This is a genomic window from Pantoea sp. NGS-ED-1003, from assembly GCF_000738765.1.
GTDB lineage: Bacteria > Pseudomonadota > Gammaproteobacteria > Enterobacterales > Enterobacteriaceae > Pantoea > Pantoea septica.
Genome location: NZ_JPQA01000007.1, coordinates 40,119 through 54,809, shown reverse-complemented (window position 1 = coordinate 54,809; position 14,691 = coordinate 40,119). Strand labels below are relative to the sequence as shown.

Annotated in this window: 15 protein-coding genes; 4 read left to right on the top strand and 11 right to left on the bottom strand. The window is 64.2% G+C overall.

All coding sequences use genetic code 11. From position 1 onward, the window contains the following. Window positions 1-67 precede the first annotated feature (67 nt). Entirely contained in the window at window positions 68-502 is a 435-nt protein-coding gene (locus JS46_RS14785; protein WP_033752650.1) for a multidrug/biocide efflux PACE transporter, read from the bottom strand. 87 nt (window positions 503-589) lie between these two features. On the opposite strand from JS46_RS14785, the gene JS46_RS14780 reads away from it, so the two are divergent. Continuing rightward, on the top strand, window positions 590-1,459 hold the full coding sequence (locus JS46_RS14780) for a LysR family transcriptional regulator (protein WP_033752892.1): 870 nt from the start codon (window positions 590-592) through the stop codon (window positions 1,457-1,459). Here JS46_RS14780 and ybaK read toward each other — a convergent pair. The 3 genes from ybaK to copA all read right to left on the bottom strand — a co-directional run bounded on the left by ybaK (window position 1,456) and on the right by copA (window position 5,492). Next, window positions 1,456-1,935: a Cys-tRNA(Pro)/Cys-tRNA(Cys) deacylase YbaK gene (gene ybaK, locus JS46_RS14775; protein WP_033752649.1), complete on the bottom strand. Its 480-nt coding sequence runs from the start codon at window positions 1,933-1,935 to the stop codon at window positions 1,456-1,458. The genes JS46_RS14780 and ybaK overlap by 4 nt on opposite strands. Window positions 1,936-2,109: 174 nt before the next feature. Continuing rightward, window positions 2,110-2,910 carry a TraB/GumN family protein gene (locus JS46_RS14770; RefSeq protein WP_033752647.1) on the bottom strand — a complete coding sequence of 267 codons (801 nt, stop codon included), beginning with the start codon at window positions 2,908-2,910 and terminating at the stop codon, window positions 2,110-2,112. Between the two features lie 68 nt (window positions 2,911-2,978). Continuing rightward, window positions 2,979-5,492, bottom strand: coding sequence for a copper-exporting P-type ATPase CopA (copA, locus tag JS46_RS14765; protein ID WP_033752646.1), 2,514 nt, complete (start codon window positions 5,490-5,492; stop codon window positions 2,979-2,981). A gap of 135 nt (window positions 5,493-5,627) precedes the next feature. On the opposite strand from copA, the gene cueR reads away from it, so the two are divergent. Further along, window positions 5,628-6,038 (top strand): Cu(I)-responsive transcriptional regulator, encoded by a 411-nt coding sequence (cueR, locus tag JS46_RS14760; protein ID WP_033752644.1) that lies wholly within the window; start codon window positions 5,628-5,630, stop codon window positions 6,036-6,038. Here cueR and JS46_RS14755 read toward each other — a convergent pair. The 5 genes from JS46_RS14755 to tesA form a co-directional block, all read right to left on the bottom strand. Beyond that, a complete protein-coding gene (locus JS46_RS14755) occupies window positions 6,035-6,481 on the bottom strand; it encodes an NfeD family protein (protein WP_033752643.1) in 447 nt (148 codons plus the stop codon). The two genes, cueR and JS46_RS14755, sit on opposite strands and share 4 nt — an antisense overlap. Beyond that, a complete protein-coding gene (locus JS46_RS14750) occupies window positions 6,481-7,395 on the bottom strand; it encodes an SPFH domain-containing protein (protein ID WP_033752642.1) in 915 nt (304 codons plus the stop codon). Before JS46_RS14750 ends, JS46_RS14755 begins: the two co-directional genes overlap by 1 nt. A gap of 62 nt (window positions 7,396-7,457) precedes the next feature. Then, window positions 7,458-8,315, bottom strand: a complete 858-nt coding sequence (locus tag JS46_RS14745; protein WP_033752640.1) for a co-chaperone YbbN — start codon at window positions 8,313-8,315, stop codon at window positions 7,458-7,460. 68 nt (window positions 8,316-8,383) lie between these two features. Then, on the bottom strand, window positions 8,384-9,157 hold the full coding sequence (locus JS46_RS14740) for an SDR family oxidoreductase (protein ID WP_033752891.1): 774 nt from the start codon (window positions 9,155-9,157) through the stop codon (window positions 8,384-8,386). A 32-nt stretch (window positions 9,158-9,189) separates the two neighbouring features. Beyond that, window positions 9,190-9,816 carry a multifunctional acyl-CoA thioesterase I/protease I/lysophospholipase L1 gene (gene tesA / locus JS46_RS14735; protein ID WP_033752890.1) on the bottom strand — a complete coding sequence of 209 codons (627 nt, stop codon included), beginning with the start codon at window positions 9,814-9,816 and terminating at the stop codon, window positions 9,190-9,192. On the opposite strand from tesA, the gene ybbA reads away from it, so the two are divergent. Together ybbA and ybbP are read left to right on the top strand one after the other, a co-directional pair. Further along, window positions 9,784-10,470, top strand: a complete 687-nt coding sequence (ybbA, locus tag JS46_RS14730; RefSeq protein WP_033752639.1) for a putative ABC transporter ATP-binding protein YbbA — start codon at window positions 9,784-9,786, stop codon at window positions 10,468-10,470. The genes tesA and ybbA overlap by 33 nt on opposite strands. Then, window positions 10,467-12,884 carry a putative ABC transporter permease subunit YbbP gene (gene ybbP, locus JS46_RS14725; RefSeq protein WP_033752638.1) on the top strand — a complete coding sequence of 806 codons (2,418 nt, stop codon included), beginning with the start codon at window positions 10,467-10,469 and terminating at the stop codon, window positions 12,882-12,884. Before ybbA ends, ybbP begins: the two co-directional genes overlap by 4 nt. 193 nt (window positions 12,885-13,077) lie before the next feature. Here the strand turns inward: ybbP and purK are convergent, their stop codons facing one another. After that, window positions 13,078-14,142: a 5-(carboxyamino)imidazole ribonucleotide synthase gene (gene purK, locus JS46_RS14720; RefSeq protein ID WP_033752636.1), complete on the bottom strand. Its 1,065-nt coding sequence runs from the start codon at window positions 14,140-14,142 to the stop codon at window positions 13,078-13,080. Further along, window positions 14,139-14,648, bottom strand: coding sequence for a 5-(carboxyamino)imidazole ribonucleotide mutase (gene purE, locus JS46_RS14715; RefSeq protein WP_033752634.1), 510 nt, complete (start codon window positions 14,646-14,648; stop codon window positions 14,139-14,141). The genes purK and purE overlap by 4 nt, the downstream gene beginning before the upstream one ends. Window positions 14,649-14,691 lie beyond the last annotated feature (43 nt).

Genomic DNA, 14,691 nt, shown 5'->3' with positions numbered 1-14,691 from the left:
CTGTCGCGGGACGCTTTGCTCCTCGGTCCATACTACCCGCTGTTTGATATCGTAGCCGTCTGAGAGGTCATGCCTCGCAGGCGCTACGCCCAAACCAGCGCGGACGCAGCCTGTCCCACACCCAGTTGTACGCCATGGTGTAGGGCAGGAAAAACAGGAAAAAGGCCACCTCCAGCAGAAACGCCTGCCACAGCGAAATGCCGAGCATCCACGCGGCAATCGGCAAACCGATCAAAATAAAGCCGCCTTCAAAAAGCAGCGCGTGCAGGACGCGGATCAGCACGCCGCGATGAACCCTGCCTGGCGGACAGATACGGTCGAAAATGGCGTTGTAAATCATATTCCACAGCATCGCGACGGTTGAGAGCATCAGCGCCAGCGCGCCCATCTCAAACAGCGGCTTATCCATCGCCCAGGCAGCCAGCGGCGAAACGGTGAGGATCGCCAGAGTTTCAAACCCCAGCGCATGTAAAAAGCGTTCTTTCAGCGAACGGGTACGCATTATCAACCTCCAACAGTAAGGCGCGCATTCTGGCATCTCCGGGTGATAAGATAAAATGATGACCTATCGATAAAAGCGATGGATGAAATGCGTTACTCACCGGAATCCTTAGAGGCTTTTGTGCAGACCGTCAGCAGCGGCTCCTTTTCCGCCGCGGCGCGCGCGCTGGGCAAAAGCCAGTCAACGATCAGCACGGCGGTTGCCGGACTGGAGGACGATCTCGGCTTTAAGCTGTTCGATCGCAGCGGACGTCAGCCGATCCTGACCGATCAGGGCAAGGGCGCGCTGGCGCAGGTGCAGCAGATCCTGGCTGCCAGCGAGCGGCTCGACGCGCTGGCTATCCGTCTGGCGCAGGGGATCGAGCCGCGCCTCAGCTTCGCCGTATCGGACTTCTGGCAGACCCAACACCATGAGCAGCTATTGAAACAGTTCGACGCGCGTTTCCCGGAGATCGAACTGGAGTGCATGATCGCCGAAGATGCAGACGTGCTGGATCTGCTACAGGCGGGGCGGGTACATCTGGGCGTGGTGCGCGCCCAGCCCGCGCTGCCGCCCGATATCGCCGTGGCACGGCTGCAGGTCAATGCGGAAATGGCCATCTATATTCATCGCGATCATCCGCTGGCGCAGCACGCCGGCCTGACGGAAAGCGCGCTGGAGCAGGTGCGCCAGCTGCGGCTCAACACCTGGGTCGAGCCGCACGCGATTGCGCCGCCGGGACGCGTCTGGTCGGCGCCGACCTATTTGCTGCTGCTGGAAATGGCGGAGCAGGGATTTGGCTGGAGCGTTCTGCCGCGCTGGCTGGTCACGCAGTTTGGTCATGGGCTACTGCAGGAACTGGCGCTGCCGGGCTGGCCGCAGCAAATCGCGGTAGAGGCGATCTGGTCGCGCCGCAATCCGCCGGGACCGGCGGGACGCTGGATGATCGACCAGCTCTGCGCCCAGCCGCGCAGCTAGTCGCGTCGCGCGATATCCGCCAGCGGCGCGTCGAGCAGGCGCGCCAGATCCTGCGCTGCCAGCTCCAGATCCAGGCCGCGCTTGCCGCCGGAAACGAAAATCGTAGCGAAGTCGGCGGCGGAGCGGTCGATCACCGTCGGCAGCCGCTTTTTCTGGCCCAGCGGGCTGATGCCGCCGACCAGATAGCCGGTCACGCGCTGCGCCAGCTGTGGATCGGCCATATCCGCTTTTTTCGCGCCTAACGCTTTCGCCACCTTTTTCAAATCGAGCTGGCTGGCGACCGGCGTAACCGCCACCGCCAGATGTTTCGCGTCGCCGTTAAGCGCCACCAGCAGCGTTTTATAGACCTGCCGCGCGTCCAGATTAAGTTTGCGCACTGCTTCGTCGCCAAAACTGGTTTCCTGGCTATCATGCTCATAAGGATGAAGGGTAAAGGGGACCTTTTGTTTTTCCAGCAGTTTTACGGCAGGCGTCATAAACTTCTCCTTATAGGAAAAATCCCATTCCTAAATTAAATAAATTAATGGTGGCGAAAGTTTGTGCTTTGCGTGAGAATGGTCCCCGCGCCAGCCGAAAGGCTGTGCGATAACCAAAATCATAAACAAATTCCTCTTTGACGGGCCGATAGCAATACCGGCCTGCTTTTTTTTCTAGCGCCGTAAAAGCTCAGGCAGATTCTCGTCGCCATAGAGATGCAGCGCGCCCACCGCCACCACGTAATGCCCCGCCGGCAAGGCTCGCAGCCGATCGCACCACTGCGCGTTGCGCTGCGCGATCAGCGTATCGTTGAGCGCCGTGCTGAAGGTCGAGGGCAAAACGATGCGCGGCTCACGCGGCGGCGTATCCAGCCACCAGCTCACCATCATCTGTAGCAGCCGCGCGTTGGTATGCCAGTGCGTCAGCGTATCTTTCAGCAGCGCCATGCCGTCATCCGGCAGGGACTTCAGCAGCGCGATTTGCGTCTCCGCGCCTTCCAGCTCAATGACCGGCTTATTCAACGTTTTCGCCGCCTGCAGCAGCTGGAAGTCGATGCCGTAATCGGGACGCAGACCCAGCCGCTGCGCCTGCTGCGCCTGCAGCATCAGCGCGATTTGCCAGGCGGGGAGGGCGTCGAACATCGTCAGCGACAGGTGCAGTTCGCCGCACAGCGCCGCCAGTCGCGCCTGCTCGTCCGGCGCCAGGCGCGTCTCCAGCGGATCGCGCGGGTCGATATCGTCGAACGGCGAGCCGCCCTGCGTAATATCCGCCTCGACAATCAAGGCATCCGCTTTATCCAGCTGCCGCAGCAGACGCGCGGGCAGCGGCTGCATATCGCGCGTGCCCATATGAATGCTGCCGACCAGATGCAGCAGGCGATCGTCCAGCCGAATATCCTGGGCTGGCCAGCGATAGCTGGCGGGAAAAAGTCTGCCTGCCAGCCCCTGCACACTGCGCCATATGCTGCCTGTCATGCCCCGTCCTTACTGAGTCAAAACGCCATGCTAGCGATTCCCGCCGCTGAAAAACAGGGCATTAGCGGCTATTGTCGCGTCGTCGGGCGAAAGCGCAGCAGTCGGTTGGCGTTGCCGACCACGGTAATCGACGACAGCGCCATCGCCGCGCCCGCCACTACCGGACTGAGCAGCGCGCCGGTCAGCGGATAGAGCACGCCTGCCGCCAGCGGAATGCCCAGGCTGTTGTAGATAAAGGCGCCCAGCAAATTCTGACGAATATTACGCAGCGTCGCGCTGGAGAGCGCCAGCGCGTCGGCGACGCTGTTAAGATCGGCGCGCATCAGGGTAATGGGCGCGGTTTCCACCGCCACGTCGCTGCCGCCGCCCATGGCGATGCCGACATCCGCCTGCGCCAGCGCCGGGGCGTCATTGATACCGTCGCCGACCATGGCGACGCGGCGTCCCTGCTGCTGCAGCGCGGCGATAGTTTGCGCCTTCGCTTCCGGCAGCACGCCGGCGATCACCTCGTCGATGCCCGCCTCCTGCGCAATGGCGCGCGCGGTTTCTTCGCGATCGCCGGTCAGCATCATCAGGCGGTAGCCCGTCTGACGCAGCCGCGCCAGCGCCGCTTTGCTCTCGGGACGCAGCTGGTCGCGCAGCGCAATCAGGCCGACAAGCTCGCCGTCCTGCGCCAGCAGCACCGGCGTCGCGCCCTGACGCGACAGCCGCTCGATATCCGGCTGCGCCTGTTGCAGCGCGACAGCGTTATCCTGCATCAGCGCTGCATTGCCCAGCAGCAGCGGCTTGCCGTCGAGTATGCCGCTGACGCCTTTGCCGCGTATTGTACGAAATTGCGCTATTTCGCCCGTGGCCGCCGCGCCCGCTGCCGCGGTAATCGCCTGCGCCAGCGGGTGGCTGGCGTTCTGCTCCAGCGCGGCGGCGGTCTGCACCACCGCCTCGCGCGACCAGCCGTGCCACGTCAGCACCTCGTCGAGCTGCGGCGTGCCGGCCGTCAGCGTGCCGGTTTTATCAAATACCAGCGTATCGATGCGGCTGGCGCGCTGCAGCGCGTCGGCGTCGCGCACCAGCACGCCCAGCTCGGCGGCGCGCCCGACCCCCGCGATAATCGACATCGGCGTCGCCAGACCCAGCGCGCAGGGACAGGCGATAATCAGCACCGTAGTGGCGATGACCAGCGTATAGGCGATTTGCGGCTGCGGACCAAGCAGATACCAGATGGCGGCGCTAATCAGGGCGATGGCGACCACCACCGGCACGAAGACCGCCGAGATACGGTCGGCAAGGCGACCCACGTCCGGCTTGCTGCTCTGCGCCTGACGCACCAGATGAATAATGCGCGACAGCGCGGTGTGCTGGCCGGTGGCGCGCGCCACGAAGCGTACCGCGCCGTCCTGCACCAGCGTCCCGGCGTAGACTTTGTCGCCAGCGCGTTTGCCCTGCGGCACCGCTTCGCCGGTCAGCATCGCCTCGTCAAGCCAGGCTTCGCCTTCGGTAATCTCGCCGTCTACCGGCACGCGATCGCCCGTAGTCAGGCGCAGCGTCATGCCCGGCTGCACCGCGCTGAGCGGCACCAGCATTTCGCCCTGCTCGCTAACGAGGCGCGCCTGCGCGGGCGTCAAATCGAGCAGCCGTTCAAGCGCTTTAGAGGAGCGCTGGCGCGCGCGCTGCTCCAGCGCGTGGCCGAGATTAATCAGGCCGATAATCATCACGCTGGCTTCGAAATAGAGATGTCGCGCCTGGGCGGGGGAAAAGGCGGGCCAGAGGGCGACGCTGATGGAGTAGATCCAGGCGGCGGCGGTGCCGAGCGCCACCAGCGTATCCATTGTGGCGCTGCCGTTGCGCAGGCTGCGCCACGCGCTGCGGTAGAAGTGGCCGCCAGCGACCGCCATAATCAGCAGCGTGACGGCGCCGATAGCGAGCCAGAGCGTGCGGTTGGCGTCGCTGAGCATCATATTGTCGCCGAGCATGCCCCAGAACATCAGGGGCACGCCGAACGCCAGCGCCAGCGCCGCCTGCCAGCTAAAGCGGCGCATCGCCTTGCGCGCGCTGCTCTGCTGCCTGTCGCGCCGCTCCTGTTCATCCTGCACCGGCTGAGCGTGGTAGCCCGCCGCGTCGACCGCCTCGACCAGCTGCTGCGCAGAGGCGTCGCCCATCACCAGCGCGCTGCGTTCGCCAAGGTTGACGCGCGCCTGGGTCACGCCAGGCACTTTTTCCAGCGCCTTCTCAACCCGGCTGACGCAGCTGGCGCAGCTCATGCCTTCGATAAGCAGAAACTGCGCGCTTTCATGCTGCTGTGCCGGTTCGGTTTCCACCACCGTTGTCAGCGCCTCCGGCGGCGGCTCTGAAGCTGTCAACGGCTCAGGCTTTGGGTGGCTGTCGCCACTGAGCGTGGCGTGATAGCCCGCTTCTTCCACCGTTGCAATCAGCGCGGCGGCGTCGGCGCTGCCGACGACCTGCGCTTCCTGCTGCGTGACGCTGGCCTGTTCGACATCGTCGCGCTGTTCGAGCGCTTCTTTAACGCGTTTGACGCAGTGGCCGCAGGAAAGGCCTTCCAGCGCCAGCGAGATAGTGTGAGACATAGCGTTCTCCTGTTGTGTCGACGTTAACAATGCGAGCTTTTTATCACTCGTGATACAGGCTAAACCTTCCATCAAGGGGAAGGTCAAACTATTTTTACAGAGACTGGCCGCGATCGATTTTTAAGGAGGAGCAGGGTGAACATCAGCGATGTGGCGAAAAAAACCGGGTTGACCAGCAAGGCGATCCGTTTCTATGAAGAGAAGGGCGTGGTGACGCCGCCGTTGCGCAGCGACAATGGCTATCGTCGCTACAGCGCGCATCATCTCGATGAGCTTAATCTGCTGCGCCAGGCGCGTCAGGTGGGCTTTACGCTCGACGAGTGCCGCGAGCTGGTGGCGCTGTTCAACGATCCAGCGCGCCACAGCGCCGATGTGAAAGCGCGCACCCTGCAGAAAGCGGCGGAGATCGCCGTCCATATCGAAGAGCTACAGGCGATGCGCATGCGGCTGCTGGCGCTGGCCGACGCCTGTCCGGGGGACGAAGGGGCGGAGTGCCCGATTATTAATAATCTGGCGGGATGCTGCGGCCATAGCCAGCCCGATTAACGCGGCCTGATGTGCAGCGTAATGCCCTCGACGCCCGTCACGATGACCTGAGCGCCCGCGGGCAGATCCCGATCGGCCTGCACGCGCCAGCTGCTGTCGCCCAGCCGCACGTGACCGATGCCGTTGACCAGCGGCGCATCCAGCGTCAGAAGCGTGCCGATCAGCTGAATGCCGCGCTGGTTAAGGGAGTTGGGCTGCTGATGGCGCTCGCGATGGCGCATCCAGCGATACCAGAGATAAACGCAGACCAGCGTCAGCAGAGCGAACAGCGAGCCCTGCGCCGTCCAGCTGAAGGGCGCCAGCCACTCTACAATGCCTACCAGCACCGCCGCGATGCCGCTCCACAGCAGATAGCCGCTGGTGCCGAGCATCTCCGCCGCCAGCAGCAGCCCGCCGAGGGTCAGCCAGAACCAGTGCGGATGGGCGACGATCTCCATTAACATCAGCGTTTCGACTCTGAAGCGGCGCCTTTAAGCAGCTCGCTGATGCCCGCCACCGAGCCGAGCAGGCTGCTGGCGTCCAGCGGCATCATGACCACCTTGCTGTTGCTGGCTTCGCCAATTTTTTGCAGCGCGTCGGTATATTTCTGCGCCACGAAGTAGTTCACCGCCTGAATATCGCCCGCCGCGATCGCTTCGGAGACCATTTTCGTGGCGCGCGCTTCAGCTTCCGCCTGACGTTCGCGCGCCTCTGCCTGCAGGAACGCCGAGGTGCGTTCGCCTTCGGCCTTCAGAATGCGCGACTGCTTGTCGCCCTCGGCGCGCAGAATTGCCGCCTGGCGCACGCCTTCCGCCGCAAGGATATCGGCGCGCTTGGTGCGCTCCGCCTTCATCTGCGCGTTCATGGCGGCGATCAGCTCTTGCGGCGGACGCACGTCGCGGATTTCGATGCGGGTGATTTTCACGCCCCAGGGATTGGTCGCCTCGTCGACGATGTGCAGCAATCGGGTATTGATGTTATCGCGCTGCGACAGCATCTCATCCAGCTCCATGCCGCCGAGCACGGTACGGATGTTGGTCATGGTGAGATTGATGATCGCCAGTTCGAGGTTGCTGACTTCATAGGCGGCGCGCGCCGGATCCACCGCCTGAATAAAACAGACGGCGTCGATGGTGACGTTGGCGTTGTCTTTGGAGATGACTTCCTGCGAGGGGATATCCAGCACCCGCTCCATCATATTGATCTTGCGGCCAATACGATCCATAAAGGGCACCACCAGGCTCAGCCCAGGCTGCAGCGTGCGGGTGTAGCGGCCGAAGCGCTCCACGGTCCACTGATAGCCCTGCGGCACGATCTTGACGCCCGCCCACACCGTGACCAGCGCCAGCACGATCAGCGCGGGAATGACTGTTAACATATAACCTCCCGATTGTTAATTTACGGGCCGAGTCGCTTCGGCCCGGATGTCGCCCCGCCGGCTTAGTAGAGCAGCGAGTAGAGCTGGCGACGGTAGCGGGCCGCGAGCGCGTCGCCGGTGCCGAGCGCCGCAAGGATCTCCTGCAGCATTTTGCGCACCTGGCCGTCCGCCGCGTTCATATCGCGCTTCAGGAAGCCGAGCAGCAGCTCCAGCGCCTCTTCGTTACGGCCTACCTGATGCAGCTGTAACGAGAGCTTAGCAGCCAGCTCGGCATTCGCGGGGTCGCTCTCCAGCTGCGCCTGCAGCTGCTGGATTTCCGGCGTATCGGCCGCCTGCTTCAGCAGATCGATCTGCGCCATCAGGCTCTGATAGCGGGTATCCTGATCCTGCAGCGGCACCTTCGCCAGCACCTCTTCCGCTTCGTCGCTGCGGTTCAGGCCGATCAACACTTCCGCCAGCAAAAAGCCGATTTCGCTCGCCTGACGGCTGAGCTGCCAGGCCTCTTTCAACAGCGGCAGCGCCTCCAGCGGTTTGCCTTCTTCCATCAGCGCCAGCGCCTGCTGCGCCTTCAGTTCCTCTTCGCGCGGCAGCACTTTTTCCAGCAGCGCGCGAACCGCCTCTTCCGGCTGCGGCCCCTGGAAGCCGTCGACTGGCTGGCCGTTCTGGAACAGATAGACCGTCGGGATCGAGCGCAGGCCGAACTGCGACGCCACCATTTGCTCTTTGTCGCAGTCGAGCTTCGCCAGAATAAACTGGCCGGCGTACTCCTGCGCCAGACGTTCCAGCAGCGGCGTCAGCTGCTGGCAATGTTGGCTGCGATCCGACCAGAAATAGAACAGCACCGGGATCTGCATGGACTGTTCCAGCGTCTGATGCAGGTTGGATTCGTTAACGTCGATAATCGAAGCTTGTGGTGACATGACTAAGTCTCTTGGCAGAAAGTGTTTAAAGAATATGGGGCCGGACAGCCCCGCTTCAAGATGAATTCTCAGCGGCTGCTTAAAATGCGATCCAGCATCCAGCCTGGCAGCACTCTTTTCAGGATGCTCATCGCATGTGCGACCAGCGTCACCGGATAGCGCAGGCGCGGGCGCGGGCTCTCCAGCGCATGCCGTAGCTTCGGCAGGATCGCCTCCGGCGGCAGGGTAAAGCGCGCGGCGATGCCGGGGTTGCGCACCGGCTGATCCGGCTCGCCCTGGGTCACGTTGTCGGTAAAACGGGTGTGAATCGGCCCCGGCTCGATCAGGCTGACGCGCACGCCGCTGCGGCGCAGCTCGAGGCGCAGCGCGTCGCTCCAGGCCTCCAGCGCATATTTGCTGGCGGCGTAGGCGCCCCGGCCCGGCGTGGAGATCAGGCCGAGCACGGAGCTGGTGTTGACGATGCGCGCGTCGCCGTGCGCTTCCAGCGCGGGCAGCAGCCGCATCGTCAGCTGATGGGCGCCGAAGAAGTTGGTAGAGAACTGCTGCTCCAGCTGCTGGCGCGACAGCGTGCGCAGCGGGCCGTAGAGGCCGAAGCCGCCGTTGTTAAACAGCGCGAACAGACGATGCGCCGTCAGCGCCAGAATTTCATCGGCGGCGCGATCGATGCTCGCCGCGTCGTCGAGATCGAGCGTGACGGCGACAAAGCCCTGCGCGCGCATCCGCTCGACATCCTCAGGCTTGCGGCAGGCGGCAATCACGCGATAGCCGCGCGCCAGCAGATACTGCGCCGCTACCAAACCGATACCGCTGGAACAGCCGGTAATTACAACGGTTTTTTGCATATCTTTACCCATAAAAAGCGCGTCGCCCCAGGTTACTCATGCTTAACTAAAGGGGCCAGTTCTTTCGCCATCAGCTCGGCGATAAAGGGCTGCGCATCGGGATTCGGATGGATGCCGTCCTGCTGCATCCATTCAGGTTTCAGGTAGACCTGCTCCATAAAAAAGGGCACCAGAGGAATGTTGTACTGCTGTGCCAGTCTGGGATAGATCCCGCTGAACGCTTCCGTATAACGCCGCCCGTAATTAGCGGGCAGACGCACCTGCATCAGCAGCGGCTTGGCGTTCGCCGCCTTTACGTCGTCGATGATTTTACGCAGATCCTGCTCGATAGCCTGCGGCGGAAAGCCGCGCAGGCCGTCATTACCGCCCAGTTCGATTAACACCCACTGCGGCTGATGCTGTTTTAATAACGCCGGCAAGCGCGCCAGACCCTGCGCGGCGGTGTCGCCGCTGATGCTGGCGTTGACCACTTTTGGCCGCTGCTGCCAGCTGCCGTTCAGCAGGCTCGGCCAGGCGGCGCTGGCCGACATACGATAGCCAGCGCTCAGGCTGTCGCCTAACACTAACAGGGTGTTCGCAGTGGCCAGATGCGATGCCAGCAGAAGAACGAAAAACAGGAAAGAGTAATGCCAGCGGAAAACATTCTTGAAGTTCATCATCTTACAAAGTCCGTCGGTCAGGGGGAACACCAGTTGTCCATCCTTACCGGAGTTGACTTCATTGTCAAACGGGCTGAAACCATCGCGCTAATCGGCGAGTCCGGCTCCGGCAAGTCGACGCTGCTGGGCATTCTGGCGGGCCTCGACGACGGCAGCAGCGGCGAGGTCAGGCTGCTGGGACAGCCTCTGCACCAGCTCGACGAGGAGCAGCGCGCCGCGCTGCGGGCGACGCAGGTCGGCTTCGTTTTTCAGTCTTTTATGCTGGTGCCCACGCTGAACGCGCTGGAAAACGTGCAGCTGCCCGCGCTGCTGCGCGGCGAGAGCGACCGCCGAAGCCGCGAGCAGGCGCGCGAGCTATTAACCCAACTGGGGCTGGGGGAGCGCCTGACGCATCTGCCCGCGCAGCTCTCCGGCGGCGAGCAGCAGCGCGTAGCGCTGGCGCGCGCCTTTAACGGGCAGCCCGGCCTGCTGTTCGCCGATGAGCCTACCGGCAATCTGGACCGGAAAACCGGCGACCGTATCGCCGATCTGCTTTTCTCGCTCAACCGCGACTACGCCACCACGCTGATTCTGGTGACGCATGACGAACAGCTGGCGGCGCGCTGCGACCGCCGCCTGCGGCTGCGCGACGGCAAAGTGTGGGAGGAGCGATGATCTGGCGCTGGTTCTGGCGCGAGTGGCGCTCGCCCTCGCTGCTGATCGTCTGGGTGGCGCTGACGCTGTCGGTGGCCTGCGTGCTGGCGCTGGGCGCCATCGGCGACCGCATGGATAAAGGGCTCAGCCAGCAGAGCCGCGACTTTATGGCGGGCGACCGCACGCTGCGCAGCAGCGCGGCGGTGCCGGACGCCTGGCTGGCGAAAGCGCGGGAAGAGGGGTTAAGCGTCAGCGGGCAGCTCAGCTTTATGACCATGACCTTCGCCGGCGAGACGCCGCAGCTGGCGGCGGTCAAGGCGGTCGATAACCGCTATCCGATGTTCGGCGATCTGCAGACCGATCCGCCGGGCCTGAAACCCGCGCCCGGCACGGCACTGGCTGCGCCGCGGCTGATGGCGCTGCTTAACCTCAAGGTGGGCGACAGGCTGGATGTCGGCGACGCCAGCCTGCGCATCGCGGGCGAGGTGATTCAGGAGCCGGACGGCGGCTTTAATCCCTTTCAGATGGCGCCGCGCCTGCTGATCAACCTCGACGACGCGCAGAAGACCGGCGCGATCCAGCCGGGCAGCCGCCTGACCTGGCGTTATAAGTTCGCCGGCGAGCCGCAGCAGCTGGCGCGCTACGATCGCTGGATCCAGCCGCAGCTGAAGGCGGATCAGCGCTGGATCAGCGTAGAGAATTCCGAAGACGCGCTGGGACGCTCGATGCAGCGCGCCCAGCAGTTTCTGCTGCTCTCCGCCTTGCTGACCCTGATGCTGGCCATCGCCGCCGTCGCGGTGGCGATGAGCCACTACTGCCGCAGCCGTTACGATCTGGTGGCGGTGCTGAAAACGCTGGGGGCGACGCGGGGCGCGCTGCGACGGCTTATCGTCGGCCAGTGGCTGGCGGTGCTGCTGCTGGCGGCGCTGTGCGGCGGGGCGCTCGGCCTGGGCGTCGAGGGGCTGCTGATGCAGATGCTGAAGCCGGTGCTGCCCGCGACCCTGCCGCCCGCCAGCGGCTGGCCGTGGCTCTGGGCGATCGGCTCGCTGTTCGTGATTTCGCTGCTGGTGGGGCTGCGTCCCTACCGACTGCTGCTGGCGACCCAGCCGCTGCGCGTGCTGCGTCGCGACGCAGTGGCCGATATCTGGCCGCTGAAGCGCTATATCCCGGCGATGGGCGTGGTGGTGATTGCGCTGCTGGCGCTGCTGGTGGGCGGCAGCAAGATGCTGTGGGCGCTGCTGGCGGGCGTGGCGGCGCTGGCGGGCGTGCTGGCGCTGCTGGGCTGGGGCACGCTGTTGCTGCTGCGGCGGCTGGTGGTGCGCAGCCTGGCGCTGCGGCTGGCGATCAACCGTCTGCTGCGTCAGCCGGGCATGACGCTAAGCCAGCTGGCGGCGTTTTCGCTCTCTTTTATGCTGCTGGCGCTGCTGCTGGTGATGCGCGGCGATCTGCTGGACCGCTGGCAGCAGCAGCTGCCGCCGGACAGCCCAAACTATTTCCTGCTCAATATCACCCAGGATCAGGTGCCGCAGGTGCGCGCTTTCCTCGCCTCGCATCAGGTGAAGCCGGAAACTTTCTATCCTGTGGCGCGGGCGCGTCTGACCGATCTGAACGGCAAAGAGGCCGATCCGAAGCTGGATAACGCCCTGAACCGCGAGCTGAACCTGACGTGGACGGGCGAGCGGCCCGATCACAATCCGCTGACGGCGGGCAGCTGGCCGCCGCAGCCGGGCGAAGTGTCGATGGAGGCGGAACTCGCCGGCCGTCTCGGGGTGAAGCTGGGCGATACGCTGACCTTTACCGGCGATACCCAGACCTTTAGCGCAAAAATTACCAGCCTGCGCAAGGTCGACTGGGAGAGCCTGCGGCCTAACTTCTTTTTTATCTTTCCGCCCGGCGCGCTGGATGCGCAGCCGCAAACCTGGCTGACCAGCTTCAGGCTGAATAACGATCCGGCGCTGCTGGCGCAGCTCAACCGCGCCTTTCCGACGCTAAGCCTGCTCGATATCGGCAGCATTATGCGGCAGATCGGCCTGGTGCTGACGCAGGTGAGTCAGGCGCTGGAGATTATGGTGGTGCTGGTGACCTTCTGCGGCGTGCTGCTGCTGCTGGCGCAGATTCAGGTCGGGATGCATCAGCGGCGCCAGGAGCTGGTGGTCTGCCGCACGCTGGGCGCCAGCAAGAGGTTGCTGCGTGGGATGCTGTGGTGCGAGTTCGCGCTGCTCGGCGTAGTTTCCGGCGTGGCGGCGGCGCTGGGGGCGGAAGCGGCGCTCTGGGCGCTGCAGCGCAAAATCTTCGACTTCCCGTGGCAGCCCGACTGGACGCTGTGGCTGGCGCTGCCGCTGGGCGGCGCGCTGCTGCTCTCGCTGTGCGGCGGCTGGCTGGGGGCGCGGCTGCTGCGCGGCAAGGCGCTGTTCCGGCGCGCGGAGGGATTCTGATCATCGGCTCTTGCTTACTTCAGGCCGCAATTAAAGCCCGCAAGCGGGTAACATGGACCGAAGAGCAAAGCGTCCCACGCCAGGGATGGCGTGGGCCGAGCGGGCAAGGATGCCGCTTTTTGCGTCTTTGCGATCGGGTCATGTTACCCGCGCTGGCACTTTATTAATAAAACTCGCGGGTTATACTGACTAATCAGAACTTTGCTACGGCCCAGGCGATGCCGCTGGCGTACTCCGGCGGCAGCATCGGCACCAGCGCCGCTAGCGCCGCGGTCAGCCGTGCGCTGTCGCTGTCGGTCAGGTTGAGGTGTCCAACCTTGCGGCCCGGGCGCACCTCTTTGTCATACCAGTGCAGATGCACCAGCGGCTGCTGCAGCCAGTCGCTGTTCAGCGCGGTGCCGATCAGATTGACCATCACCGATGGCGCGAACACCACCGGCTGCGGCAGCGCCAGGCCCAGCACGGCGCGCAGATGCAGCTCGAACTGACTGATGGAGGCGCCGTTCTGCGTCCAGTGTCCGCTGTTGTGCACGCGCGGCGCCAGTTCGTTAATCAGCAGCCCTTCCGGCGTAACGAAACACTCCATCGCCATCACGCCGACATAGTTCAGCTCCTGCATTATGGCGCCGAGCATCGCTTCCGCCTGCGTTTGCTGCGCGGCGTCCGCCTGCGGGAAGGCGACGCTGGTGCGCAGAATGCCCTCCTGATGCAGGTTGTGAGTCAGCGGGTAGAACACGGTACGGCCATCCTGACCGCGCGCGCCCACCAGCGACACCTCGCCGGAAAAGTTAATGCCCTGTTCGACGATGCACTCGCCGTAGCACTCATCCGGCAGCGTATCGGTTTCATCTGCACGCAGCCGCCACTGGCCGCGGCCGTCGTAGCCGCCGGTGCGGCGCTTAACAATCGCCAGCTCGCCCAGCGAGGCGAATACCTGCGGCCATTCGCTTTTATCGGCCAGCAGCTGCCAGGGCGCGGTGGCGAGATGTAGCTGATCGAGCAGCTGCTTCTGCGTCAGACGATCCGCCAGACGCGGAAAAATATCGCGGTTCACAAAGGCGGGATGCACCGCCAGCTCGCGCGTCAGCGCGGTCTCCGGCCAGCGCTCGATTTCAGCAGTGATCACGCTCTGCGCAATCGGCAGGGCGTCCGGTTCGGCGTCGAGGCCGACCGGGTAGACGGCGATGCCCAGCGGCTCGCCCGCCTGGCGCAGCATACGGCCCAGCTGACCGTTGCCCAGTACGCAAACCGGCTTCATGCATCCTCCCGCGGATCCGGGTTATTCAGCACCTCGTCGGTCTGCGCCTGGCGCCAGTCGCCGAGGCGCGCGGCCAGCGCCGCGTCGTGGATCGCCAGAATCTGCGCCGCCAGCAGCGCGGCGTTGGCCGCGCCCGCTTTGCCGATCGCCAGAGTGCCGACCGGAATGCCGCGCGGCATCTGCACGATAGAGTAGAGGCTGTCGACGCCGCTCAGCGCCGCGCTCTGCACGGGCACGCCCAGTACCGGCACCAGGGTTTTCGCCGCCAGCATGCCCGGCAGATGCGCCGCGCCGCCCGCGCCCGCGATAATCACCTGATAGCCGTTATCGGCGGCCGTTTCGGCGAAGCTGAACAGCTTGTCCGGGGTGCGATGCGCGGAAACCACTTCAACGTGGAAGGGCACGTCCAGGCTGGTGAGGATTTCCGCAGCGAACTGCATGGTGGACCAGTCACTTCTGGAGCCCATTACAATAGCAATGCGGGCCGGGGCGGCGTTGGATGACATGCGGTCAACTCCTGTGAATAAACAAACGAACCTGGCCGGTCGG

Bases quoted from the DNA above. Each gene is read 5' to 3' on its own strand.
- ybbP (WP_033752638.1), top strand. From the start codon at position 10,467: ATGATCTGGCGCTGGTTCTGGCGCGAGTGGCGCTCGCCCTCGCTGCTG.
- JS46_RS14770 (WP_033752647.1), bottom strand. From the start codon at position 2,910: ATGACAGGCAGCATATGGCGCAGTGTGCAGGGGCTGGCAGGCAGACTT.
- JS46_RS14785 (WP_033752650.1), bottom strand. From the start codon at position 502: ATGCGTACCCGTTCGCTGAAAGAACGCTTTTTACATGCGCTGGGGTTT.
- JS46_RS14740 (WP_033752891.1), bottom strand. From the start codon at position 9,157: ATGCAAAAAACCGTTGTAATTACCGGCTGTTCCAGCGGTATCGGTTTG.
- JS46_RS14750 (WP_033752642.1), bottom strand. From the start codon at position 7,395: ATGTTAACAGTCATTCCCGCGCTGATCGTGCTGGCGCTGGTCACGGTG.
- JS46_RS14755 (WP_033752643.1), bottom strand. From the start codon at position 6,481: ATGTTAATGGAGATCGTCGCCCATCCGCACTGGTTCTGGCTGACCCTC.
- copA (WP_033752646.1), bottom strand. From the start codon at position 5,492: ATGTCTCACACTATCTCGCTGGCGCTGGAAGGCCTTTCCTGCGGCCAC.
- tesA (WP_033752890.1), bottom strand. From the start codon at position 9,816: ATGATGAACTTCAAGAATGTTTTCCGCTGGCATTACTCTTTCCTGTTT.
- ybbA (WP_033752639.1), top strand. From the start codon at position 9,784: ATGCCAGCGGAAAACATTCTTGAAGTTCATCATCTTACAAAGTCCGTC.
- purE (WP_033752634.1), bottom strand. From the start codon at position 14,648: ATGTCATCCAACGCCGCCCCGGCCCGCATTGCTATTGTAATGGGCTCC.
- purK (WP_033752636.1), bottom strand. From the start codon at position 14,142: ATGAAGCCGGTTTGCGTACTGGGCAACGGTCAGCTGGGCCGTATGCTG.
- JS46_RS14745 (WP_033752640.1), bottom strand. From the start codon at position 8,315: ATGTCACCACAAGCTTCGATTATCGACGTTAACGAATCCAACCTGCAT.
- ybaK (WP_033752649.1), bottom strand. From the start codon at position 1,935: ATGACGCCTGCCGTAAAACTGCTGGAAAAACAAAAGGTCCCCTTTACC.
- JS46_RS14780 (WP_033752892.1), top strand. From the start codon at position 590: ATGCGTTACTCACCGGAATCCTTAGAGGCTTTTGTGCAGACCGTCAGC.